This is a genomic window from Gilvimarinus sp. F26214L (genome assembly GCF_054401055.1).
Genome location: NZ_JBTIYG010000003.1, coordinates 288,144 through 311,344 on the forward strand (window position 1 = coordinate 288,144; position 23,201 = coordinate 311,344).

General features: G+C 60.9%; 21 protein-coding genes. 9 read left to right on the forward strand and 12 right to left on the reverse strand.

Features of this window, described 5'->3' with window-relative positions:
* Positions 1-204: 204 nt before the first annotated feature.
* Positions 205-807 (reverse strand): RNA polymerase sigma factor RpoE, encoded by a 603-nt coding sequence (gene rpoE, locus ACURWW_RS05235; protein WP_445616568.1) that lies wholly within the window; start codon positions 805-807, stop codon positions 205-207.
* A gap of 403 nt (positions 808-1,210) precedes the next feature.
* Here rpoE and nadB point away from each other — a divergent pair, with 403 nt between their 5' ends.
* Positions 1,211-2,827: an L-aspartate oxidase gene (gene nadB / locus ACURWW_RS05240; RefSeq protein WP_445616567.1), complete on the forward strand. Its 1,617-nt coding sequence runs from the start codon at positions 1,211-1,213 to the stop codon at positions 2,825-2,827.
* On the opposite strand, the gene ACURWW_RS05245 is transcribed toward nadB, so the two are convergent.
* Positions 2,814-3,239 (reverse strand): protein YgfX, encoded by a 426-nt coding sequence (locus tag ACURWW_RS05245; RefSeq protein WP_445616566.1) that lies wholly within the window; start codon positions 3,237-3,239, stop codon positions 2,814-2,816. The genes nadB and ACURWW_RS05245 overlap by 14 nt on opposite strands.
* Positions 3,240-3,245: 6 nt before the next feature.
* The gene (locus ACURWW_RS05250) at positions 3,246-3,509 is read right to left on the reverse strand and encodes an FAD assembly factor SdhE (RefSeq protein ID WP_445616565.1); all 264 of its coding nucleotides are present in this window, start codon (positions 3,507-3,509) and stop codon (positions 3,246-3,248) included.
* Between the two features lie 139 nt (positions 3,510-3,648).
* Here ACURWW_RS05250 and ygfZ point away from each other — a divergent pair, with 139 nt between their 5' ends.
* Positions 3,649-4,686 carry a CAF17-like 4Fe-4S cluster assembly/insertion protein YgfZ gene (ygfZ, locus tag ACURWW_RS05255; protein WP_445616564.1) on the forward strand — a complete coding sequence of 346 codons (1,038 nt, stop codon included), beginning with the start codon at positions 3,649-3,651 and terminating at the stop codon, positions 4,684-4,686.
* Between the two features lie 53 nt (positions 4,687-4,739).
* Here the strand turns inward: ygfZ and ung are convergent, their stop codons facing one another.
* The 3 genes from ung to prfB form a co-directional block, all read right to left on the reverse strand.
* Complete coding sequence (ung, locus tag ACURWW_RS05260) at positions 4,740-5,453, reverse strand: uracil-DNA glycosylase (RefSeq protein ID WP_445616563.1); 714 nt, start codon at positions 5,451-5,453, stop codon at positions 4,740-4,742.
* 11 nt (positions 5,454-5,464) lie between these two features.
* Positions 5,465-6,958 carry a lysine--tRNA ligase gene (gene lysS / locus ACURWW_RS05265; protein WP_445616562.1) on the reverse strand — a complete coding sequence of 498 codons (1,494 nt, stop codon included), beginning with the start codon at positions 6,956-6,958 and terminating at the stop codon, positions 5,465-5,467.
* A 46-nt stretch (positions 6,959-7,004) separates the two neighbouring features.
* Positions 7,005-8,100, reverse strand: a protein-coding gene (prfB, locus tag ACURWW_RS05270) for a peptide chain release factor 2 (RefSeq protein WP_445616561.1) whose coding sequence is annotated in 2 segments (ribosomal slippage) — positions 7,005-8,027 and positions 8,029-8,100 — 1,095 coding nt in all. Because the reading frame shifts where the segments join, the coding sequence is not laid out codon by codon here.
* Between the two features lie 260 nt (positions 8,101-8,360).
* Here prfB and ACURWW_RS05275 point away from each other — a divergent pair.
* Both ACURWW_RS05275 and ACURWW_RS05280 read left to right on the forward strand, forming a co-directional pair.
* Positions 8,361-8,738 carry a copper resistance CopC family protein gene (locus ACURWW_RS05275; protein WP_445616560.1) on the forward strand — a complete coding sequence of 126 codons (378 nt, stop codon included), beginning with the start codon at positions 8,361-8,363 and terminating at the stop codon, positions 8,736-8,738.
* A gap of 12 nt (positions 8,739-8,750) precedes the next feature.
* Complete coding sequence (locus ACURWW_RS05280; protein WP_445616559.1) at positions 8,751-9,623, forward strand: copper resistance D family protein; 873 nt, start codon at positions 8,751-8,753, stop codon at positions 9,621-9,623.
* A 43-nt stretch (positions 9,624-9,666) separates the two neighbouring features.
* Here the strand turns inward: ACURWW_RS05280 and ACURWW_RS05285 are convergent, their stop codons facing one another.
* The gene (locus ACURWW_RS05285; protein WP_445616558.1) at positions 9,667-9,828 is read right to left on the reverse strand and encodes a hypothetical protein; all 162 of its coding nucleotides are present in this window, start codon (positions 9,826-9,828) and stop codon (positions 9,667-9,669) included.
* 262 nt (positions 9,829-10,090) lie between these two features.
* Between ACURWW_RS05285 and ACURWW_RS05290 the strand changes: the two genes are divergently transcribed.
* The 3 genes from ACURWW_RS05290 (at position 10,091) to ACURWW_RS05300 (ending at position 12,390) form a co-directional block, all read left to right on the forward strand.
* On the forward strand, positions 10,091-10,531 hold the full coding sequence (locus tag ACURWW_RS05290; protein ID WP_445616557.1) for a VOC family protein: 441 nt from the start codon (positions 10,091-10,093) through the stop codon (positions 10,529-10,531).
* Between the two features lie 6 nt (positions 10,532-10,537).
* Positions 10,538-11,641 (forward strand): TIGR04283 family arsenosugar biosynthesis glycosyltransferase, encoded by a 1,104-nt coding sequence (locus tag ACURWW_RS05295; protein WP_445616556.1) that lies wholly within the window; start codon positions 10,538-10,540, stop codon positions 11,639-11,641.
* A 164-nt stretch (positions 11,642-11,805) separates the two neighbouring features.
* On the forward strand, positions 11,806-12,390 hold the full coding sequence (locus ACURWW_RS05300; RefSeq protein WP_445616555.1) for an NUDIX domain-containing protein: 585 nt from the start codon (positions 11,806-11,808) through the stop codon (positions 12,388-12,390).
* Positions 12,391-12,399: 9 nt separating this feature from the next.
* Here the strand turns inward: ACURWW_RS05300 and ACURWW_RS05305 are convergent, their stop codons facing one another.
* Both ACURWW_RS05305 and arfB read right to left on the reverse strand, forming a co-directional pair.
* Entirely contained in the window at positions 12,400-13,641 is a 1,242-nt protein-coding gene (locus ACURWW_RS05305) for a lytic murein transglycosylase (protein ID WP_445616554.1), read from the reverse strand.
* Between the two features lie 185 nt (positions 13,642-13,826).
* The gene (arfB, locus tag ACURWW_RS05310) at positions 13,827-14,267 is read right to left on the reverse strand and encodes an alternative ribosome rescue aminoacyl-tRNA hydrolase ArfB (protein ID WP_445616553.1); all 441 of its coding nucleotides are present in this window, start codon (positions 14,265-14,267) and stop codon (positions 13,827-13,829) included.
* A gap of 206 nt (positions 14,268-14,473) precedes the next feature.
* Between arfB and ACURWW_RS05315 the strand changes: the two genes are divergently transcribed.
* The gene (locus ACURWW_RS05315) at positions 14,474-17,701 is read left to right on the forward strand and encodes a glycogen debranching N-terminal domain-containing protein (protein ID WP_445616552.1); all 3,228 of its coding nucleotides are present in this window, start codon (positions 14,474-14,476) and stop codon (positions 17,699-17,701) included.
* 7 nt (positions 17,702-17,708) lie between these two features.
* On the opposite strand, the gene ACURWW_RS05320 is transcribed toward ACURWW_RS05315, so the two are convergent.
* Entirely contained in the window at positions 17,709-18,647 is a 939-nt protein-coding gene (locus tag ACURWW_RS05320) for a complex I NDUFA9 subunit family protein (RefSeq protein WP_445616551.1), read from the reverse strand.
* A 173-nt stretch (positions 18,648-18,820) separates the two neighbouring features.
* On the opposite strand from ACURWW_RS05320, the gene ACURWW_RS05325 reads away from it, so the two are divergent.
* Positions 18,821-21,187, forward strand: a complete 2,367-nt coding sequence (locus tag ACURWW_RS05325; RefSeq protein ID WP_445616550.1) for an ATP-binding protein — start codon at positions 18,821-18,823, stop codon at positions 21,185-21,187.
* A 27-nt stretch (positions 21,188-21,214) separates the two neighbouring features.
* On the opposite strand, the gene ACURWW_RS05330 is transcribed toward ACURWW_RS05325, so the two are convergent.
* Positions 21,215-22,144, reverse strand: coding sequence for a MipA/OmpV family protein (locus tag ACURWW_RS05330; RefSeq protein ID WP_445616549.1), 930 nt, complete (start codon positions 22,142-22,144; stop codon positions 21,215-21,217).
* 78 nt (positions 22,145-22,222) lie between these two features.
* A complete protein-coding gene (locus ACURWW_RS05335; protein WP_445616548.1) occupies positions 22,223-23,170 on the reverse strand; it encodes a universal stress protein in 948 nt (315 codons plus the stop codon).
* Between the last annotated feature and the right edge of the window lie 31 nt (positions 23,171-23,201).

Below are 23,201 nucleotides of genomic sequence, written 5' to 3' on the forward strand. Positions count from 1 at the left end.
CGAGTTTTTACTGTTTATCCGGCAAGCGCCGCCCTCGCCTGTGACCAGACGCGGATTCTTGATTTCCGATTGTGGCCGGCCGGGAATGGTCCTCTCCCGCCGACGTCAGGGGCCTCCTGGCTGTCCGAGGCTCCCTGTATGACAAGCCCCGCCGGCATTGGTTTCCAGGCCATCCGATAAAGCCCGAAATTCAGCCGTTAGCCATCATTTGATCGAGGCTTTTCCGTCCATCAGAATCTGCACCTGCTTGTCGATGGCCTCCCGCGCGCGGAAGATCCGCGAGCGCACCGTTCCCATGGGACAGTCCATCACCACCGCAATTTCCTCATAGCTGAGACCCTCGAATTCCCGCAGGGTCACCGCCGTCTTCAGGTCTTCCGGCAGGTTGTCGATGGTCTCGTTCACCACCGCCTGGAGTTCGTCCCGGAACAGCAAATTCTCTGGAGTGTCCTGATCCTTCAGAACGTCACTCCCTGTATAGAACTCCGCATCGTTCATGTCCACGTCGCTGGCGGGCGGCCTGCGACTGCGGGCGACCAGATGGTTTTTGGCGGTATTGATAGCGATCCGGTAGAGCCAGGTATAAAAGGCGCTGTCCCCCCGGAAGTTGCCGAGCGCGCGGTAGGCCTTGATGAAGGCTTCCTGCGCCACATCGTGGACCTCGCCGTTGTCCCGGACGAAGCGGCCGACGATTGCCAGAATCTTGTGCTGGTATTTGAGCACCAGAAGATCGAAGGCCCTCTTATCCCCTTTCTGGACCCGTTCGACCAGTTGTTGATCTGTTTCCTGCGCAGATTGCGCTGCCATCTAGACACTCCCCAATACTGCTGTGCGATAACGCTTCGCGTGCCTGTTTGCTGACCGTGCGTGGTCCAGATGAATGCCACAGCCTTGCCAAGGCGCTACCGGTGACGGGCAAGGTCCTTGCCGACCGTGCCGTGGCAGCTAAATCACCCCAAGCGACGGGAGGCTAGACCGACGGTTAGACCATAAGTTCACAAGGGCCACCTTTAATGTAGCGAGAAGAGTCATAATTGCTTAGTTCGCGATCAAAATGGTTGTTTTTCATGCGATCTCAATCGAACCCTGTCGCTGCCAAACGCCCTCATTCCCCGTGAAGAAAAGGCTGTATATACTACACGGCCTCGCCCGGTATGCGTAAATTCTCTGAAATATCCGTCGCTTGGGCCGCGAGTGGAGCCCGATTCTCATGAGCCAGACTCTTCATTACGACGTGCTGATCATCGGCAGCGGCGCCGCCGGGCTGACCCTGGCCCTGAACCTTGCCCCCAAGGGTCGCATTGCAGTCCTCAGCAAAAACGAACTTCACGAAGGCTCCACCTGGTTCGCCCAGGGGGGGATCGCCGCCGTTCTGGACACAGCGGATTCGGTGGAGAATCACGTCGCCGATACCCTCGCCGCCGGCCGCGGCCTCTGCCACGAGGACGCCGTGCGCTTCACGGTCGAGCGCAGCAAGGCCGCAGTCGATTGGCTGGTGAAGCAGGGCGTCCAGTTCACCCGTGATGAAGAGAACGGCGACGATTTTCACCTCACCAAGGAAGGCGGCCACGGCCATCGCCGGATCATCCACAGCGCCGACGCGACCGGCCAGGCGGTGGAAAGCACTCTCATCTCCCGCGCCCGCCAAGCGAACGTGGACCTGTTTGAGCACCACGTGGCGCTGGACCTGATCACCCAGCCGGATCACAGCAGCCGGCGCATGCGCTGTGCAGGCGCCTATGTGTTCGATCGGGAGGCGGACCGGGTGCGGGTGGTCTATGCCAAGACCGTTGTCCTGGCCACCGGCGGTGCAAGTAAAGTCTACCTGTATACCAGTAACCCGGACGGAGCAAGCGGCGACGGAATTGCCATGGCCTGGCGCGGCGGTTGCCGGGTGGCCAACATGGAGTTCAACCAGTTCCACCCCACCTGCCTCTATCACCCCAAGGCCAAGTCCTTCCTGCTGACGGAGGCTCTGCGCGGCGAAGGCGCCTACCTGCGCCTTCCGGATGGTTCGCGCTTCATGCACCGCTTTGACGGTCGCGGCGAGCTGGCCCCGCGGGACATTGTAGCCAGAGCCATCGACCACGAAATGAAGCGCCTGGGCTGCGACTTTGTGTATCTGGACATCAGCCACAAAAGCGCGGATTTCATCAGCGAGCACTTCCCAACGGTCAAGCGGCGCTGCCTGGAGTTCGGTATCGACATCACAAAAGACCCCATTCCCGTGGTGCCGGCCGCACACTACACCTGTGGTGGCATTATCGTGGACCAACACGGACGGACTGACCTTCAGAATCTTTACGCCATTGGCGAAACCACCTGTACCGGTCTCCACGGCGCCAACCGCATCGCCAGCAACTCACTGCTCGAATGCATCGTCTATGCAAAATCGGCCGCGGAACACATTGCCGAGCACCTGGACGCCATTCCGGAGCCTACGCCGGTTGCCCAGTGGGACGAATCGCGGGTTGTGGATTCCGATGAGGACGTAGTGATCTCCCACAACTGGGACGAGCTGCGTCGCTTCATGTGGGACTACGTTGGAATTGTGAGGACCAAAAAGCGTCTGCAGCGAGCCAGCCACCGCATCAAGCTTCTGCAAAAGGAAATTGCCGAATACTACAGTAACTACAAGATCGGCAATGACTGGATCGAGTTGCGCAACCTCTCCCTGGTCGCAGAGCTGATTATTCTCTCGGCCACCGAGCGCAAGGAAAGCCGCGGCCTGCACTTCTCGCTCGATTACCCGGATCTCTCGCCGGTGGCCAAGGACACCATTTTGGTCCCCACCAACTACGCCGGGCAGGAAATCATTGTGGGTTAGCCGGGTCCATGTTCCGGAGCCCGTAGCGCAACAGAACCCGGAGCCTGCGCAGATCGTCGGCATCGGCACTGTCCGGGAGCAGAATCAACGGACGTCGCCGGCCTTCGGCACTTACAAATTGCAGGACGATCAGCCAGGGAGTGACCAGAAACTCCCCACGGAGCTCCAGGCGCTCCGCCTCCACGTCGGAAATCCAACGCCACTCCCCCTGGTAGCTTAGTTGCCGCGAACCGGGCCACAAATGGGGGCGCACACTCAATGGCAGGCCGAGGAGGATGCCCGCATCGACGACCAGGCATGCCCAGTACGGCAGGGCCGAGAGCCAGACGGCCCCGGCAGCGGCAAGGTGGGTGAGGCCAAGGAAAAAGAGCAGCAGCCGTGACGGGCGAAGATGCAGGCTCAGCCCCGTCACAGCGTGTCAGACCTGGAGACCGGTATTGGCGCGGACGATCTCCACGATTCGCAGCAGATCCGGATCTTCCGGATCACCGCGGCGCAGGAACCAGGCGAACAGGTCCTGGTCCTCCTGGTCCAGCAGCTTCCAGTAGCGGTTCTGGTCGTCCTGTGGCAGGGTGGGATACACATTCTCTGCAAAGGGCAGCAGAACCAGGTCCAGTTCGAGCATACCGCGGCGGCTCGCCCAGAAAAGCCTGTTTTTTTGCCCTTGCTCCTGTTCCGACATAACAATTCACCTGGAAAAATAATCTCAGCCGTAAAGCCTGCGTTGCTGTGCGGCGGATACTTGACGACGTCCGGCATCCAGCGGACAGTTCGGTATTATATAGAAGTCCTTCACCCCTGTTTTGCACCAACGGAGTTATATGAGCAGCAACTGGCAATCGGCATTAGAAGCTCAAGGCGCACTGTGGGACGCGAACGGCCTGCGCACCTTCGAGCGAGCGAGCGCGGAGCCGGTCTCCGATACTCAGCTCTTCGCACTGGACCACCTGGGCTGCCTGGTTGTGGAAGGTCCGGAAGCCCGGAAGTTTCTCCAGGGTCAGGTTACCTGCGATACCAGCCTGATCACCCTCAATCACGCCCAGCGGGGCGCTCACTGCAATACCAAAGGGCGGATGCTGTTCAACTTCACCGCCCTGCAGGTGCCCGCCAGTGAAGACGGCGCCGACAGCATCGCCCTCATCATGCCCCGGGGCCTGCTGGAGCGAGCGCAGACAGCGCTGGGAAAATATATCGTTTTCTCCAAGGCGGACATCGCCCGCCGCGACGACCTCAAACTGATCGGCCTTTCGGGCACCGGCGCGGCAGCGCTCGCGGCGGATCTTCTCCCCATCCTGCCCATTGCACCGGGCGATGTAGGTCAAGGCCAGAATGGCTTTGGCTTGCGCGTCGCCGGGGAGCGTTTTCTGTGCCTGATTCCCGAGGCTGATGCCCTCGAGTACTGGACGAACTGGTCGGCGCGCGCCGCACTGCACGGCTATCAGGGCTGGCACCTCGCCGATATTCGAGACGGTGTGGGGCAGGTCCTTCCAGGCACCGAAGAGATGTTCATTCCGCAAATGCTCAACATGCACCTGACGGGCGGGGTCAGCTTCAAGAAAGGCTGCTACATCGGCCAGGAGGTGGTGGCGCGAATGCAATACCTTGGCAAACTGAAACGGCACATGCGGCGCCTGCAGCTTGCCACGGGCGAGCTTCCGGAGCCCGGCGCCGCCCTGTATTCTACCGAATCGAGCCAGAGCGTCGGCAACGTCGTGATGGCTGCACCGGCGGGCGATGGGCTGGTGGAGATGCTGGCAGTCACTACCGACGCCGCATTCGAAGGCGATGCGCTGTACCGGGACGCGGAATGCTCACAGCAACTGCAGGCACTCGCCCTACCCTACGTGATCACCAAATAGGAAACACTTTCGGGAGTGTGCGCCCCCACCTGTTGAAAATGTTCTACAGGCGGTTAGAACGCCGCTGGTGCTTCGGGCAGGGACCAGTCGATGGACTGCTGCCCGACGCTGCGCAGATAATCATTGGTTTGCGAAAAATGCCGGCACCCGAAGAAGCCGCGGCTTGCCGACAGGGGCGATGGGTGCGGCGCCTCGAGGACCAGGTGCCGCCGCCGATCGATGAAGGCGCCCTTGCGTTGGGCGTAGCTGCCCCACAAAAGAAAGACCAGGTGCTCCCGGCCCTCGTTGAGGGCAGCGATCACCGCATCGGTAAATTCTTCCCAGCCCTTGCCCTGATGGGAACCGGCCTGCCCATGTTCCACCGTCAGGGTCGCATTCAGCAGCAGGACCCCCTGCTCGGCCCAGGATTGCAGGCAGCCGTGCCCGGGCATGTTCAGGCCCAGATCCGCTGACAGTTCCTTGTAGATATTGCGCAGACTGGGCGGTATGGCCACCCCCGGCTGTACGGAAAAACACAACCCGTGGGCCTGATTGGGGCCGTGGTAAGGGTCCTGCCCCAGAATCACCACCTTCACCTTATCAAAGGGTGTACTGTTCAGGGCATTGAAGATCTGCCGACCGGGCGGATAAATGGACCTGCCATTGCGCTTTTGCTCTTTTAGAAAGGCGCGCAGGCTGGCCATGTAGGGCTTGTGGAACTCTCCCCCGATGGCCGCCAGCCAACTGTCGTCCAACTGCACGCTGCTTGCTGATGTGGTGCTGGTCATGGGGAAGGTAATCACTGTTCCCGGCGCATGTGCGGAAACAGCAGCACGTCGCGAATGCTGGGCGAGTCAGTGAGCAGCATCACCAGACGATCGATCCCGATGCCTTCGCCGGCGGTGGGTGGCAGACCATGCTCCAGCGCGCGGATGTAGTCCTCGTCGTAGTGCATGGCCTCGTCGTCGCCGGCCTCCTTCTCCAGAACCTGCTGTCGGAAGCGCTCCGCCTGGTCCTCCGGATCATTGAGCTCGGAGAAGCCGTTGGCAATCTCCCGCCCCGCTACGAAAAACTCGAAGCGCTCGGTGACGAAGGGATCGTCATCCTTGCGGCGGGCCAGGGGCGACACTTCCGTGGGGTATTCCGTAATAAACGTGGGCTGCTCCAGCCGGTGTTCGGCGGTTTTCTCGAAGATTTCGATCTGGATCTTGCCCAACCCGTAGGAATCTTTCACTTCGATTCCTTTCGCCTTCGCGATCTCGCGCGCCCGGTCGATGTCGTTCAGGTCGTCCGCCGTCAGGTCGTCGTTGTACTGGAGAATGGCCTCGAACACTGTCATGCGCTCGAAGGGCTTGGAAAAGTCGTAGCTGACGCCCTGATACTCGAGTTGGGCGGAACCGAGCACAGTCTCACAGAGCTTGCGCAGCATGTCCTCAGTCAGGTCGATCAGATCCCGATAGTCCGCAAAAGCCTGATAGAACTCCAGCATAGTGAACTCGGGATTGTGACGGGTGGAGAGGCCTTCGTTGCGGAAATTGCGGTTGATCTCGAACACCTTCTCGAAACCGCCCACCACCAGACGCTTCAGATAAAGCTCCGGAGCAATGCGCAGGTACATCTCCTGGTCGAGGGAGTGGTGGTGGGTGACGAAGGGCCGCGCCGTCGCTCCGCCCGGAATCATCTGCATCATCGGCGTTTCCACTTCCATGAAGTCATGCTGATTCAGGTAGTGGCGGATAAAATCGATAGTGCGCGAGCGAATCTGAAACACCCGCCGCACTTCCGGATTGATGATCAGGTCCACGTAGCGCTGGCGATAGCGCTGCTCGGTATTCTGCAGACCGTGATATTTTTCGGGCAGCGGACGCAGGGATTTCACCAGGAGGTCGTAATCCTCCAGGTTTACGTAAAGATCGCCCTTGCCGGACTTGTGCAGCGCGCCACGCACGCCGACGATGTCGCCGATGTCCCATACTCCCCAGCGTTCCTTGATGGTCTTCTGGGCCGCCTTGTCCGCGTACAGCTGGATCTGCCCCGTCATGTCCTGGAGTACCATGAAAGGCCCGCGCTTGGCCATGATGCGGCCCGCAACGCTTACCACCTGGTTCAGGTGAGCCAGTTCTTCCTTGTCGTGGTCGCCAAACTGATGCTGCAATCGCTGCGCGTAGTCCTCGCGGCGAAACGCGTTGGGAAAGGCGTCCCCCTTCTCGCGCAGTGCGGCCAGTTTCTCCCGCCGCTCCGCGATCAGTTTGTTCTCTTCCTGCTGTTGGCTGCGAAGATCGTCGTCGCTCATAGCTACTCTCAAATGTGAATCAAATGTTTGCGGTGTGCAGTCCCCGTCAGAGACCGGCTTTCAGGCTGGCCTCAATAAACATGTCCAGGCCGCCATCCAGCACGGACTGGCAATTACTGGTCTGAACATTAGTGCGCAGATCCTTGATGCGCTGGTCGTCCAGCACATAGGAGCGAATCTGGCTGCCCCAGCCGATGTCAGCCTTGTTGTCCTCCATGGCCTGCTTCTCGGCGTTGCGTTTCAGCATCTCCTGCTCATAGAGCTTGGCGCGCAGCATCTTCATGGCCTGGTCGCGGTTCTGGTGCTGGGAGCGTTCGCTCTGGCACTGGACCACAATGCCGGAGGGTGCGTGAGTCAGGCGCACCGCGGAGTCGGTCTTGTTGACGTGCTGGCCGCCCGCGCCACTGGCGCGGTAGGTGTCCACCCGCAGATCCGCCGGATTGATGTCGATTTCGATATCGTCCTCGATTTCGGGCGAGACAAATACCGAGCAGAACGAGGTGTGACGGCGATTGCCGGAGTCGAAGGGAGACTTTCTCACCAGGCGGTGAACCCCGGTCTCCGTGCGGAGCCAGCCGAAGGCATACTCACCTTCAAATCGGATGGTCGCGCTTTTGATGCCCGCCACTTCACCGGGGGAGACTTCCTCGAGCACCGTTTTGAACCCCTTGTCCTCACCCCAGCGCAGGTACATGCGCAGGACCATTTCCGCCCAGTCCTGAGCTTCCGTACCGCCGGACCCGGACTGAATTTCCAGATAGGCGTTGTTCGGGTCCATTTCCCCGGAGAACATGCGACGGAACTCCAGAGTCTCCAGTTGCGCCGTGAGCTTCTCCAGTTCCTGCTCGATCTCCGTCACCGTGTCGTGATCGTTCTCCTCCTCGGCGATCTCCAGCAGTTCCCGGTTGTCGCCGATTCCCTGTTCCAGGTCCTCGATCGTTTTCACAACGGCTTCGAGGGAGGCGCGTTCGCGCCCCAGATCCTGGGCCCGCTGAGCGTTTTCCCAGACAGAGGGCTCGGCGAGTTCCAGTTCGACTTCGGTCAGGCGTTCTTTCTTGTGGTCGTAGTCAAAGATACCCCCTAAGCGTACTGAGACGCTCCTGAAGGTCTTTGAGAGTGTTCACGAGGGGGGCAATTTCCATAATTTGAAGGTCGTCTTTTGGCTTCGGGAGGCACACTCCGTTGACCGCAACGCGTGGCAAGCGCGCCCGCGCGGATGAGCTGTGGTGCCATTGGGAAAGCCCGCGATTGTACCCCAACCGAGGGCGGCAACTCTAGGGAGGTAGCGTTTACAGCCGCGGTTGGCTAAGCTGGGCTGATTCGCGCGGCGGCCTTCACGATTGGAACCTCGAACGGAGGATCTGGCCCGCCGACGTAACTTCTCTGCCCGCCGAGGTGCTCCATGAATGGTCATTTTTTCGCTTCGTTTTCTCCGGTCCGCCTGGTGGGCGCGCTGGCGATTCTGGTCCTGTGCCTGTTATCGCTTCCGGTGTTCGCCCATACCCACTTGGAAGAAACCACACCCAAGGCCGACGCGGTGCTGGAGAAAGCGCCGTCCCAACTGGTGCTCCGCTATGGTGACCCGGTCAACCTGGTAAAGCTCGACCTCACCCGCCAGGGCGTCGCAGTTGCGCTGGAATTTAAACCCACTACCCGCCCCATCGCGGAATACGAGATCCCTCTTCCGTCGCTGACCCCCGGCCAGTACCAGGTGGAGTGGCGCGCATTGGGCGCGGACGGCCACCTGCTACAGGGCAAGTGGCAGTTCCAAATCCAATAGCCCTGCAACCGAATGTTTTCATCCGGTTGGGATCTGGCTGTTCTCCTGACCCGCGCAGGAATCTATGCCGCGGTGGCGGGCGCCGTGGGTGGCCTGTTTGCTTTATTGGTCTTTCGGCGTAGCAGTGCTGCGGGGCTGTGGGCATACCTGCGCTGGAGTTGTGTCCTGGGGTTGGGATTTTCAGGTCTGGAAGTCCTGTTCCGCACCGCCGCCATGGTCGGCGACGGAGCGGCCATGTTCGATTCCACCTTTCTCTCCATTATCGCCCGCTCATCGATCGGCGAAAGCGCGGGAGCGCGGGCCATCGGATTCCTGCTGTTGCTGGCGGGGAGTTTTTGCCTGCGCATTTCTCGTACCGCCGTCCGTCGCGCAGCGGTTCTGACTCTGCTGCTGGGAGCCGTGGTTCTTCCCTGGTCTTTCACGGTTGCGGGCCACACCGTGGACCAGAGCTGGCCGACCCGGCTGGCCCTCGCTCTCCATGTGCTCGCCATGTCGCTGTGGATCGGGTCGTTCTACCCCTTACTGCATCTGCTGAGAGACGCTACCGCAGCCGCAAACCTGAAGCTGTTCGGTGACTTGGCCGTGGGCATCGTGGGGCTGCTGATGACCTGCGGAATCTGGGTGGGCCTGGTATTGCTGGAAAGGAACGTCAGCGGAATGTTGAGCCACAGTTACGGCCAACTGCTGACGGCCAAACTCGTGATGGTGGGAATACTGTTGCTGCTCGCGGCCAGCAATAAATGGTTCTGGGTTCCGCAACTGGCGGAGTCGGGCAACCCTCCCCGCGGGCAGTCCGCACTGAAACGCAGTATCCAGAGCGAATGGGTGGTGGGAATCGTGGTTTTTTGCATCACCGGCGCCCTTGCGACTCTGGCGGCTGTCTGACCCCTGCCACCGGATTATGCTAGCCGGTCGGGAGCTGAATCCGTCAGTGCTCCGCCGAGTCCCCACTGGACCGGGGCCCGCGTCGACGCCGCTCCTGCTGTTCTGCTTCCTTGCGCTTACGGGACTCGTGGCTCATCTTCACCCACTCATCCGTTCGTTTCTGCCAGCCCTTGTTATTCGCTACAGAACTGCCTCTGAATTTCATGGAAATGATTTCTCCAAAAAAAACGACTTCTACCGGGTTGGAGCAAGTTCCAGGCCAGGCCCCGACCCCATCCGCATTCGCTTACTGACTATCATAGCCCGCTTTCAAGACTGCCGCGGGAATAGTTTAAGTGTTATTGTGTGAGGCACTTCAAAGGAGCTTGCGAATAACTCAAATGCACCTCTGGTTCAAGGACCGCTCGCAACACGGGCACACTTTGAGGTCGTTCGGAAGTTCCCATTTTTCTCAGAGGAGATTGCCGATGCGATACCTTCATACCATGGTGAGAGTCAGTGACCTGGACGCGTCGCTGGATTTTTACTGCACGCAACTGGGCATGGTGGAGGTGAAGCGACGCGAATCCGAACAGGGTCGCTTCACGCTCGTTTTCCTCACCACGCCCGCGGATCGTAACGCTTTCGAAGAAGGCGGCGCACCCGCCCTGGAATTGACTTACAACTGGGACCCCGAAGAATACGGAGAAGGCCGCAATTTCGGCCACCTGGCCTTTGAGGTCGACGACATCTACAACACCTGCCAGAAGCTGATGGATGCCGGGATTACCATCAACCGTCCACCGCGCTGCGGCCGCATGGCCTTCGTGCGCTCGCCCGACAACATCTCCATCGAGCTGCTGCAGAAGGGCGATGCCCTGCCACCGGCGGAGCCGTGGCAGTCCATGGAAAATACCGGACACTGGTAAGCGCCGATGCCCGGCCCGGAGCGGCAACACTATCTGTCGATCTTGATTCCCGCCTTGAACGAGGTTCAGACCCTGCCACTCCTGATCGGGCAACTGCGCGATCAGCAGGGCGTTACACTCGACATTGTGGTGGCGGACGGTGGCTCAACGGACGGCACCCGGGGATGGCTGGAGCAGCAGGCGGATGTTCGTGTAGTGAACACTCCCCCCGGTCGTGCCCGGCAACTCAATGCCGCGGCTCGTGCCGCCCGGTATTCGCAGCTTCTGTTTCTCCATGCTGATTCGGGCCTGTCGAATCCCCATCTGCTCCGGAACGCACTGGACCATTGGCGCAAATACAAGGCCGCCGCCGCTCATCCCTGTGCCGGCCACTTCCCCTTGCGGTTTACCCCCAGCGATGAGCGCCACCGATTCGCTTTCGCCTATCTGGAAGCAAAAAGCGCCTGCAACCGCCGCCACACGGTCAACGGGGACCAGGGAATGCTGCTGGACGCGACGTTCTTTGAGCAACTGGGTGGCTTCGACGAAAGCCTGCCCTTTATGGAAGACCAGGCAATCGGCGACAGGATCTTCGCCAACGGCCAGTGGATGGTGCTGCCCGGGACCTTGACCACCTCCGCCCGGCGTTTCGAAACAGAGGGCTTCCATGGCCGCTACTGGCTGATGGGGCTGATGATGGCCTGTTACTGGACCGGAGCGCGCGGTTTCTTCGCCCGGGCGCGCCAGGTCTATCCCGCCCAGGGTCAGACACGCAGACTCTACCTCTGGCCCTACATGAAGGTGTTCTGGATGTTTTTGTGGGGCGCAGGGCCGAAGCAGACCCTGGTGTACTGCTACCGTCTGGGCCGCTACGCGAGCGAGAACAGCTGGCAGGCGAGCTTCTTTCTGGACGTCGGGCTGGAACACCTGAGCGGAAAATCCTCCCGCGCCGTGAGCCGTTTCCACGACCGGCTTGTAGCCCCGCTTTTACGCAATCCCCTGGCTCACGGTGTGCTCGCCGTTCTGGTTATTATGGTTCTGGGTCTGGTCAGCGCCGGGGCCTGGCTCTCCCATATCGCTGGCAACCACACGGCCGGGCGACAGGACCAGTCGATCAAACGCTCCCGCTAGCGCTCATTCAGCCAAGCTCAGGAATTCCCGATCCGGCTGAGTGTCCACAGAAGCAACGGTTCACCCACGATCTGCAACCCGGAACCCGGCGTCATCGCTGACGCTACGGGTAGCATCACGACCGGTCCAACCGCATCCACCGCGAAAAGAAAAAGGCTTCCAGCATGTCGGGAAACAAATCCGCCGGATGGCGGCGCCTCAACAGAAAACAGATTTACGACAACCCGTGGATTGCAGTGAGCCATGACGAGGTCATAACCCCCGGGGGGACGGAAGGCATCTACGGGGTCGTTCACTTCAAGACTCACGCTGTGGGCGTGATCCCCATCGACGACGATGGCAATACCTGGCTGGTGCGCCAGTCCCGCTACACCCTGGATCAGCAAACCTGGGAAATTCCCGAAGGTGGCGCACCCCGGGGCGGGGATTTGCTGGCGGCCGCCAAACGCGAGCTGGAGGAAGAAACCGGGCTCCGTGCCCGCAACTGGCGGACGGTACTCAATCTTCATCTGTCCAACTCCGTAACCGACGAAGAAGGCACCGTCTTTGTCGCCACGGATCTGTATGCGGGCCGTCAGCAGCTGGAAGCCAGTGAAGACATTGTGGTAGCGAAGCTTCCGCTCAGGCAAGCGATCGCCATGGTCATGGCCGGGGATATTACGGACGCGCTGTCGGTGGCGGGCCTGTTGCGCCTCGCCGCGGACAGCACATTTGACAGTGAGCGCTCTCGCTCTGAAGAGGTTTTTTGAGCAGCCCGATCAGCCACCTTTGTGAAGAGGCACGCCCAGTGCCTCCAGCAGCTCCTGATCGGCAAAGCCGTCCGCCACCTTGCCCGCGCTGTGCTGGTAGGCGCGAATCGCACGAGCGGTGGCGGGCCCCAATTGTCCGTCCACTTCGCCCGGGTCGAAGCCCCGGTCTTTCAGCACGTTCTGCAGACCTTCCACTTCGGAAACGGCCAGCCCCCGCGACGTGGGTGGCTTCTGGTTCAGCTCGCCCGCGCCGTTGATGCGGTCCGCCAGGTGACCCACTGAAAGCGCGTAAAACTGTGAGCGGTTCCAGCGCATGATCACATCGAAGTTGTCGTAAACCAGGAACTTCGGGCCGTCAGCACCGGAAGGCACCAGCAGGGCCGCCTCCAGATCCAGGTGGCCGACCGGGTCTCCATTCACCCGCCGCACCCCCAGCTCCTGCCATTCGCGCAGGGGCTTGCGATTGTTCAGGCCGGTGTCGTGATAGGGAAAATCCTTCGGCAACTGCACTTCCCGCCCCCAGCGCAGTGCCCGCTCCCACCCCAGGCTCTTCAGAAAATTGGCCGCGGATGTGAGCGCGTCGGGGATACTGTTCCACAGATCCACGCGTCCGTCGCCGTCCCCGTCAACACCGTAACTGCGGTAGGCGGATGGCATGAACTGGGTGTGGCCGATGGCGCCGGCCCAGGAGCCTTGCATGTTGTCCAGTTCGAGCTCGTGTTGTTCCACCAGATCGAGGGCATGGAACAGTTCAGTGGTAAAAAACGAACTGCGGCGCGGATCGCAGGCCAGGGTCGCCAGGGAGTCCAAAGTGGGAATCTTGCCAAGATAGTTGCCGAAATTTGTCTCGAGGCCCCAGAATGCCAACAGGTACTGGGAGGGCACTCCATATTCGCGCGTAAGGTCTTGCAGCAGGCCCCCGTATTCCCGCAGCAGTTCGCGGCCCCGTTCAACGCGGAAGTCCGTCACCCGACGGTTGAAGTAATCCGCAAAAGTCTGGGTAAATTCCGGCTGGCTGCGATCCAGCTCCACGACCCGCTGCAGATTATTGGCCCGCCCCAGCGCCGCAATCAGGGGGGCTCCCAAGCCGCGCTCTTGGGCCTGACGCTGCAGCCCGGCAATACATTGGGCAAAAGCGGCAGCGCGATCTTCCGCCTGGACGTTGCCTGTACTACCAAAAAAACCTGTAACCAGCAGAGCGGCGGCCAGAGCGCCCCTGCGGCTGTTCACTACTTTGCTCAGACTCATCATGTTTATCAGTATCCATCGCTGCCCGAACGACAGCAAACTGTGGCCGGAATGCCGGTGTGATCCGGCCCTCAAAGGATAGAAGGTTGGGGACAACTGACAAGCTTTTTAGCTTCAGTGTGAGACAAAAGCACGCCCGCGGTGCCAGGGTGGTTCTTGCGGCCTTCATATCCCCCACTGATGGGCAATCACCAATCCTTGATTTTGCCCCGACCCGCTTTCAACTGCCCGCGACGAATTTTTTCCTGCAACTGTCGTTGCTTGGCCGCCTTGCTGGGCCGAGTGGCGATCCGGCGTTTTTGCACTACCGTCCCCTGCCGAATGAACGCGGCAAGCCGATCCAGCGCCAACCGCAAATTGCGCTCCTGGGTACGGGCGTCCTGCGCTTTCATGACCAGAACGCCCTCCTTGTTAACACGCCGATCGTTGAGTTTGAGCAATTTTTCCTTCACCGGTTCCGGAAGCGATGAGGCGGGGATATCAAAACGGAGCTGAATGGCCGTCGCCACCTTGTTCACATTCTGGCCCCCGGCACCCTGGGAGCGCACCGCCGTCACGGAAATCTCCGAATCCGGAAGTTGTAATTTCTCATTGATCTCGAGCATAAACAGCTTGCCTTCTTTTTTCATTTGCTGGCCCACGCGCGAGCTTGCAAGAACTACAACCTCACGGGATCCAACCCGTCCATTGTGAGCCCTCGAGGCGGAGATCACCAATCTCCGGGAAGCGCACGGAATTTGCACCGCAGCCCCGCTGATACGCCGCGTTTGGTTGGGGAGCTTACTGCAGCTTCGACCGGACCCGCGGACCTTGCCACGGACGGAGAGCAGGCCCCATGAAGATCGCCCAGGTTTCACCCTTGTTCGAAGCGGTACCGCCCAGGTACTACGGTGGAACGGAGCGAGTGGTAGCCTACCTTGCCGATGAACTGGTCGCCCGGGGGCACGATGTAACCCTGTTTGCCAGCGGGGATTCAAAGACCAGCGCCAGGCTGGTCAATTGCAGGGAGCAGGCCCTGCGTCTGGATGGAGCCCCCCTGAAGTCCGAGCTGGCCGCCCACCTGACAATGCTCGCGGAAGTCAGGCGCCGCGCCGACGAGTTTGACCTGATTCACCTCCATGTGGAATTGCTGCCCTGTCCCCTGTTCGAAGACATCGCGGCCAAAACCATCACCACCACCCACAGCCGGCTGGACTTCCGCGACCTGCAGGGATTCTACCGGCGCTGGCCCCACTTTCCCCTGGTCTCCATCTCCGATCAGCAGCGCAAACCCCTGGATTTTGCCAACTGGGTCGGCACCGTCCAGCACGGGCTTCCCCTCGATCTTTATCAGGGGCCCGCAACGCCCAGTGGTTCCTACGTGGCGTTCCTGGGTCGCCTTTCTCCGGAAAAACAGCCGGAAGTGGCCATGCGAGTGGCCGAACGGGCCGGTCGCCAGATCCGGGTTGCCGCCAAGGTGGACCCCAGCTTCCCTGACTATTTCTGCAAGGTGGTGGAGCCGCTGTTGCAGCGCCCCCACGTGGACTTTGTGGGCGAAATCGGGGAGGCGGAGAAAGGGAACTTCCTGGGAAATGCCGAGGCGCTACTGGTACCCGTCAACTGGCCGGAGCCCTTCGGCATGGTGCTGATCGAGGCCATGGCCTGCGGCACGCCGGTAATCGCACTGGGCCAGGGGGCCATTCCCGAGATCATCGAGGATGGGGTCACCGGCCTGATTGTCGAGACCGAGGACGAGATGGTGGCAGCTCTCGAGCGGGCGGGCTCACTGGACCGGAAGCGCATTCGCGCCGAATTCAAGCGCCGCTTCTCCGCCGCGGCAATGGCAGACAACTACCTGCATCTATATGCGCGTCAGCTCGAGGCCTGGGAAGAGATTTCCAGCCCCCTCCCGTCTGCATTGGACACCACGACCCTGGAGCCCTCCCGGGAGGCCATTCCGACGTCCATGGAAGAGCCCGAATCGCGCATGCCGTACCAGCTTTTCGCGCTCAAACACAAAGATACTTTTGCGGTGGCGGACTCGTTTGGCAACATCATTGGCGTAGGCGACGGCCTCTACCGGGACGACACCCGCGTCCTCTCCGAATTCCGGCTCGCTTTGGGCGATCAGCCCGCTTCGCTGCTCAGCGCCACCATCAGCCAGGATAATGTGTTCTTTACTGCGCACGTGACCAACCGGCCTTTGCCCCCTCTCGGCGGCCGCTCGATCCCCGAGGGGGTAATCCACCTGAAGCGCACGCGCTTTCTGTTCGAAGAGCGGCTTTTTGAACAACTGGAGTTACTGAATTTTGGCGATCACGAGGTAACCGTCCCTTTGAAGGTCCGCTTCGGTGCCGACTTCCTCGACATGTTCGAAGTGCGCGGCGAGAAGCGGGCGGCGCGCGGAACCGTGCGTGAGCCGGAGCGCCGGGACGATCACGTGATTCTCAGCTACGAGGGCCTGGACGGCATCGTTCGTTCCTCGGTGGTGGCCTTCTCTCATCAACCTTTGCGATTGCGGGAAGACCATGCAGAGTTTCAGGTCAATCTGCCCAACAACCGCCCTGTGGAGCTGTACGTGGAGATCGGCCCCGCCTACGAAGCGCAGCCCGACCGCCGGCGCTACCGCCTGGCTGCCGCCCGCGCCCGCCGCAGCATGCGCAGGCGCGGAAGGCGGGGCGGCGTGCTGCACAGCAGCGAGCGGGTCTTCAACAGCTGGCTGGAACATTCGCGTTCCGACCTGGCGCTGCTCACCACTGAGCTGGAAACCGGCCCCTATCCCTATGCGGGCATTCCCTGGTTCTCCACTCCTTTTGGCCGCGACGCTGTGATAACCGCCATGCAGATGCTGTGGTTCGACCCCGGCATCGCCCGCGGGGTCCTCAGCTACCTCGCCCGCAACCAGGCCACAGAACACTCCACCTTCCGGGATTCGGCTCCCGGCAAGATCATGCACGAAACCCGCAAGGGTGAGATGAACGTGCTCAAGGAATTGCCCTTCGGCCTGTATTACGGCGGTGTGGACACCACCCCGCTGTTCGTCGCGCTGGCGGGCCAGTACGCGGAACGAACCGGCGACCTCGGATTCGTAGAGGAGCTCTGGCCGGCCCTGACCGCGGCCATGGAATGGATCGAAGAGACCGGCGACACGAAAGGCGACGGATTTCTGGACTATCTCAGCGGCGAGGAGACCGGCCTTCGAAACCAGGGCTGGAAGGACAGCGAGGACTCAGTGTTCCATGCGGACGGTCGCTTCCCGGACGGCAGCATCGCTCTGGTGGAAGTCCAGGGATACAAATACGCGGCCCTCAGAAGCATGGCGGCCATGTCGGACAAGCGAGGGGACGCCAAGGCGGCGCGGCACTGGGACCAACGCGCCCGAACGATCCAGCAGGCTGTGGAGGACACCTTCTGGATGGACGACAAGCAATTCTATGCACTGGCTCTGGACGAAGAGCGTAATCTCTGTCGGGTGCGGGCCTCAAACGCCGGACATCTGCTGTTTACCGGGCTGGCATCACCGGAGCGAGCCCAAAAGGTGACCCATCAACTGCTGTGCAGCGCCTTCGACTGCGGCTGGGGCATTCGCACCCTGGCCAACGATGAGGTTCGGTTCAACCCCATGTCCTACCACAACGGCTCGGTATGGCCCCACGACACGGCCATCTGCGCCGCCGGCATGGCGCGCTACGGCGACCGCGAGGCGGCGGCTCACATCCTCTCCTGCCTGTTCGACGCGACAGTGCATTTTGGCATGCGCCTGCCGGAACTGTTTTGCGGCTTCGCCCGCGAACCGGGGGAGCCGCCCGTCGCGTATCCGGTGGCCTGTCTTCCCCAGGCCTGGGCTTCCGGCGCCCTGTTCATGACGCTGCAGGCGGCGCTCGGCATCCACATCGATGGCTGGCGCAAGGAGGTCCACATCGTGCGCCCGGAACTGCCAACCGGCCTCAATCACCTGGCCGTTCGCCGGATTCCGGTGGGGGACGCACGGGTGGATCTGACCTTTCAGCGAGTGCGGGACCGGGTGGCCGTGTTCAGCCAGCCGGAAAACAGAAAAGGCGTGCGGGTACTCACCCACATCTGAAGGCACATCAAGCCTGTGGGTAGCAATCGGTCACCACCGCTTGCAGGCTGCGGGGTTCGATCCCCAGCGCCGCGAATCCCACAGCTTGCGGCCCGACGATGTTGTCGCTTTGCATCAGTATCAGCTGGTCGCGGGTCAGCGGCGGGTTCGGGAGAACGGCCATTGTCCCCACAAGCACCTGCCACGCGGCGAAAGGCACCGGCAGCAACAGGGGACGGCGCCCCAGGCGGTCTGCCACCAGCCGCACGGCCTCCCGGTAGGTATAAACCGCCCCGCCGCCCAGCTCGAGAATCGGCCCGGGGGTCTCGGCACTCGTGACAATCCGTACAATCCCCCGAGCCACATCCTGCACCCAGGCGGGCTGCAGACGCGTACCACCGCCCCCGAACAGCGGTGCGACCGGGAGCGCCGTCAGGTCTTTCAGGGCCTTGAGGAAGCCCCCGTCACAGTCGACCATGACGCTGGGCCGAAGGATGGTGGCCCGGGGAAACGCGGCCAGCACCCGCTCCTCCCCCTCGGCTCGGGCGCGAACAAATTTCGAGGACGAGCGCAGGTCCACACCGATTCCCGATACGTGGACAAGATGGCGGAGCCCCGCCTCCCGCGCACAGCGGGCGATGCGCTCGGCCGCCTGTACATGGATGGCCTGAAAGTTCAGATCACCCTTTTCCGCGTAAAGGGACACCGCGTTAACCGCTGCCCGTGCGCCCCGCACGGCCGCCGCCACCGCGGCCTCGTCGCGCACATCCGTTTTCACAGCCTCCCCCTGAGGCTGATCCAGCTTCCCGGGCCTGCGGGCTGCCACCCGCACCGGCAGCCCCGCCGCGCCCAGTTGCTGCACCACCTGCCGCCCCAGGAACCCGCTGCCGCCAAAAACCGTAACCGGGCCGGACTCGGCTTCCGGGCCTGCAGCGTCTGATTCCCGGGATGCTCCCTGTTCCGACATTGCGTGCTCTCCCTGTGCTTCCGGGCCCGCCTGTGCGCCTCTCCTGCCCGGCGAGCGGCTTTGGGCGGCTATACTGACCAAACTGCTGAATAATTGCGTTCCAGGCCGATCGGCTATAACGTTTGCTGAAAAAGCGCCGTGCGCGGCACAAGAAATACTCAGGGGCGAACTGGATGTACCGGATATTGGGCTGCTTTGGCCTGTTCTTTCTCTTTATTTGCAAGGCAGGTGCCGCCCCGCATATTGAATTCAGCTCGAGCGAGCAAAAGTTCAGTCTCAAAGAGCACACCGAATACCTTCGCGACCCCAGCACCACCCTCACCGTTGACGAGTTTCGTCAGATCGTGCGCGATGAGGCCCAGCGGATGCGTCCCTTCGAAAACGCTGGCCCCAGCCTGCACCTGGGCTACACCAATGATGTGGTGTGGCTGCACACCCGCGTTATCAACGCCCAGGAGCGCAGCCAGCGGGTGGTCTTCGATATTGACTACCCGCTACTCAACCAGGTTCAGATGTACCAGTTCGAAGGGGATACGCTCATCGCCCGCCAGCTGGGGGGTGACATTTATCCCAAGGACCGCAGTTACTACAAGTCGCGCAGCATTTCACTTCCCGCAGACCTGGAGGCGGGGGCGCACTATGACTTTTATTTCCGGGTTCGCACGCCGGGGCTGATTTCCCTGCCGGTGACCGTCTATGGCGAGCCCAGCTTCTTTGAGAAACAACACCTGAGCAGCCTTGTGCTCTACAGCATCTTCGGCATCTACCTGGGGTTCTGCCTGTACCACCTGATGATTTTCGTGGACAACCGGCAGCTCACCTACCTGGCCTTTTCGCTGGCGACGCTGGGCCGGCTCGCCTACGATCTGTACGCCAGCGGCGAGGGACAGCACTTTACGCCCCATGCCATCTACTGGAATAACCTGGCCTTCGCCTACCTGTCCTCCTTCGCCGCGGCGGCCGGACTCTGGTTCCACGCCGAGTTTCTGAACCTGCGCGAGAACTCCAGACTCGCCTATTACGGCATCATGGCCTATGCGTTCGCCTTCGTCGCTGGCGCCCAGTACGGCTACTTTGTCGACTACTATTTCTTCCTGGTCATGGGCTTGTTTCAGATGGCACTGCCCATCGTCCTGAGCCTGTCCGCCCTTCGCTGGATGCTCAAAGGGTATCGGCCGGCGAAGATTTACTTTTTCGGCTCCCTGCTGACCATGATCTCGCTGTTCATCTCCAACATCAGCATGCTCGGGCTGCTGCCGACGGTGCCGAACCTGGCCATCTACAGCGCCCTGGGATACACCCTGTCCTTCGTCGTGTTCGCCCTGAGCATTTCCGCGCGCATCAAGGACCTGGCGCGCCAGCAACAGGAGGCCGTTTACGACGCGGAAACCGCCCGTGCGCGGGACAACGCCAAAAGCGAGTTTCTGGCCCACATGAGTCACGAGATCCGCACGCCCCTCAACGGTGTGCTGGGCATGCTGCAACTGCTCTCGGCCAGCAAGCTGAACCGCGAGCAGAAGGACTGCGTCAGGATCATCGACTCCTCGGGGAAGACCCTGCTGAACATCGTCAACGACATTCTGGATTACTCCAGAATCGAGGCGGGGCGACTGAGCATCGAGAAGATCCCGTTCAATCTCCGGGAGACCTGTGCCGAGTTGCACAATCTTTTTTCGAAAACCGAAAAGCGCTCCGTCAGCCTGAACCTGGACATTGACCCGGCGCTTCCACCATGGGTGATAGGCGATCCGGCACGAGTGCGGCAAGTGCTGGTCAATCTGCTGGGGAACGCATACAAGTTTACCGACGAAGGGGAAATCACTCTTCGAATCGAGCATTTGCAAGCCGAACGATTCCGCCTCAGCGTCACTGACACCGGCATCGGCATCGGTCACAAACAACGGGAGCGCCTGTTCGCATCATTCGAACAAACCCGGGACGACATCCACCGCCAGTATGGGGGTACCGGCCTCGGTCTCGCCATCTGCAAGCAACTGGCCGAATTGATGGGGGGCGCAATTGGCGTCGAAAGCGAAGCCAGCGTCGGCTCCACCTTCTGGGTGGAGCTACCTCTCCCTTCCGTGAAGGACGACACCGTCGAAAGTCCCGAAATGGAGGAGCAAGTCTCCTTCGTGCCTGCAAACGCCAGCCTGCGCCTGCTGGTTGCAGAAGACAACCGGGTGAATCAACTGGTGGTGGAGAAGATGATCAGCAAATTGGGGCACTACTGCACCGTGGTGGCCGACGGCTGCGAGGCGGTCAAGGAGGTGCAAGAGCGCCACGAAAACTATGACCTGGTGCTGATGGATTGCGATATGCCGGTGAAAGATGGGTACCAGGCCGCCATGGAAATTCGGGAGTTTGAGCAGACCCGGCAACTGCGCCGGATCCCCATCATTGCCCTCACCGCCCACGCGGTGGAAGCGCTGCGCCAGAAATCTCTGGAGTTCGGCATGGACGACCATTTGTCCAAGCCCCTGGTGATGGAAGCCTTGCAGGAAGTGCTGGATCGTCACTGCGCTCTTGAGGCGGCCCTCTGACAGCGCCTCAGCACCCGACCGTTCAGGTTAGTCAGCGGTTGATTGGCTCTTCGCCGGCACCACTTGCCGCGACTGCCTGAGCACCCAGGAGATGCCAAGGCCCAGTGTAAAATAGTGATGCGTCTCCACCAGGGGACTGTCGACAAACGCCGTTCCGCTCAGATTGTCGTAGCGCAAATAGCCCCCGTACCAGACGTTCCCTTCCCGTTTACTCATGCTGACGCTGAAATAGGACCCACTGTAGCCACCCTCGGCTTCATACTCGGGCCGCTCCGCCGTGGCGTACGGGGCCAGCACATCGTAATAGTACCCGTGATAGCTCTCAGAGCCGTACAGGACTCCGAGATCGAGACTACCGTCCCAACCATTCCAGTCGAGGCTTTCGTAGGTGAGCTGGGGATTGGTCAGATACCCTATATGCTCAACCTCGATCGAATCGAGATCGAAGGCATAAACTCCACGCACAGGAATGCGCAATGACCAGCCTTCGTTCATGTCGCGACCGCTCAGGTTGATATTGGCGGAGGGACCCACCTCACCGGTCGGGTGCAGTTCCGGCATCCCTTCCCTCAGCGGGTTGTCGTCGCCCACGCCGCTGAGCGACCCGGCCATGCTGATGTCCAGCTCAAAACGCCGGGAGTCGAAGAATCGACCGCGAATAGAGCCGTCATCCGCCTGCAGAAAGTCCCCCCGGTACACCATAAAGGGAATGGGTATCACGTAGGTCTGGTAATGATCGGACCCACGGTAATCGGCCAGGGTTTGCGAACCCAGGCCGGCCCCCAATTCCCATTTGGGCTTCTCATCGGCGTGCCCAAGACTCGCCAGCATCGCCAGCGTAGCGAATAATTGTTTGTTCACGTTGCCAGGACCGTCGCTGTTATGGTTGTAATCGCATTCGGCAGTATGACAGATTACCGGCCGGATCGTGAAAAGCACCATCATGATCTGGTTCATAAACGCGGAGCTTCCGAGGCAAAGCCGCAGTTAGCATTTGGTCAAGCCTGAAAGAGATGGAGACTGAAAGGCCAGCTGTCAGGTGACAGGCGATACATAGCCGGGCGGCTTTATGGCCAACACCGAACATTTCAACTGATCGAGAACCGCTTCGGCTGTATTGCCGATGATGAGCCCCGGGACGCCAACCCGCGCCACCGTTCCCATGACCAGCAAATCCGCTTTCAGATCTGTCACCATTTGGGGAATGGCTCTTCTTGCCTCCCCCATGGGCAAATGAACCCGCGGGGACAGATAGTCGAATGCTTCGGCTCCGATGCGCGCCCGAAGCTTTTCGGTCAAATGCTCCATTCCGCCCTGCTGTCGGGAACGTTCTCCTTCGGTCACGCTCGCGGCCGCCGCATCGGGGTTATCAGCCCAAAGGCGCATAACCCGGGCCTGGGGTGCATCCCAGACATGGATAAGGTGCAGACTGGCAAAATCGGCAAGCGCAAGCGAGCAGGCCAGCTCCAGTATTTCCATGTTCAGTGATCGCTCGCCGGTGTCCGGCTCATCGGGATCGAAATCCACCGCTGCCACTACACACTCGTAGCTCGGTTCGCTATCCGGTTTGATCAGCCACACCGGACAGGGGCACTTGCGCAACAAATGCATATCGTCGCTGCCGAACAACCTCTCGATATAACCAGGATTCTCCGACGGCTTGATCACAAGGTCATAGCCATCGCGCATCACCGCGCGAATGACCTCCTGAAACTTTCTGCCCACCATAACATCCGTGCGCCAGTCCCCATGAGGCGCCACGAGTGCTTCCAACTGCTGGCGGCCCTCCGCGACCAGCGCCTCCTGGAAATCCGACACTGATCGTCCTGGCGACATTCCGAACCCCGGTACAGCCGTCGGCACCACGTCGATGACGGTCAGATCCGCCTGATTACTCTGCGCCAGCGAGACCGCTCGCGAAATCGCCGCTTCCTGAGGCGCCGAAGGTTCTGATACATACAGAATGTTGGTAAACCGCTTCATTCCCATCTCGTCGTCTCCTTACAGCCGCCCC